The organism is Lactobacillus nasalidis, from assembly GCF_016587775.1.
GTDB classification, from domain to species: Bacteria; Bacillota; Bacilli; order Lactobacillales; family Lactobacillaceae; genus Lactobacillus; species Lactobacillus nasalidis.
The window spans coordinates 1-338 of sequence record NZ_BOCG01000541.1 but is presented as its reverse complement, the minus strand read 5'-3'; the positions used below and the strand labels follow the sequence as shown (position 1 = coordinate 338).

Sequence of the window (338 nt, the reverse complement as noted above, 5' to 3'; positions counted from 1 at the left end):
CCTTTGGGCGCCTCCGTTACACTTTAGGAGGCGCCCGCCCCAGTCAAACTGCCCGTCAAACACTGTCCTCGGCCTGGTTTACACGCCTGAGTTAGAGCATCCGTCAAGCAAGGGTAGTATCCCAACAGCGCCTCCGATAAGACTGGCGTCCTATCTTCTCTGGCTCCTACCTATCCTGTACATGCTTGACAGATACCCAATATTAAACTGCAGTAAAGCTCCATGGGGTCTTTCCGTCCTGTCGCGGGTAACCCGCATCTTCACGGGTATTATAATTTCACCGAGTCTCTCGTTGAGACAGTGCCCAAATCATTACACCTTTCGTGCAGGTCGGAACT

1 rRNA gene is annotated in these 338 nt (G+C 52.7%); it reads right to left on the bottom strand.

Features of this window, described 5'->3' with window-relative positions:
- A 23S ribosomal RNA gene (locus lacNas_RS10550) occupies positions 1-338 on the bottom strand; the annotation flags it as partial.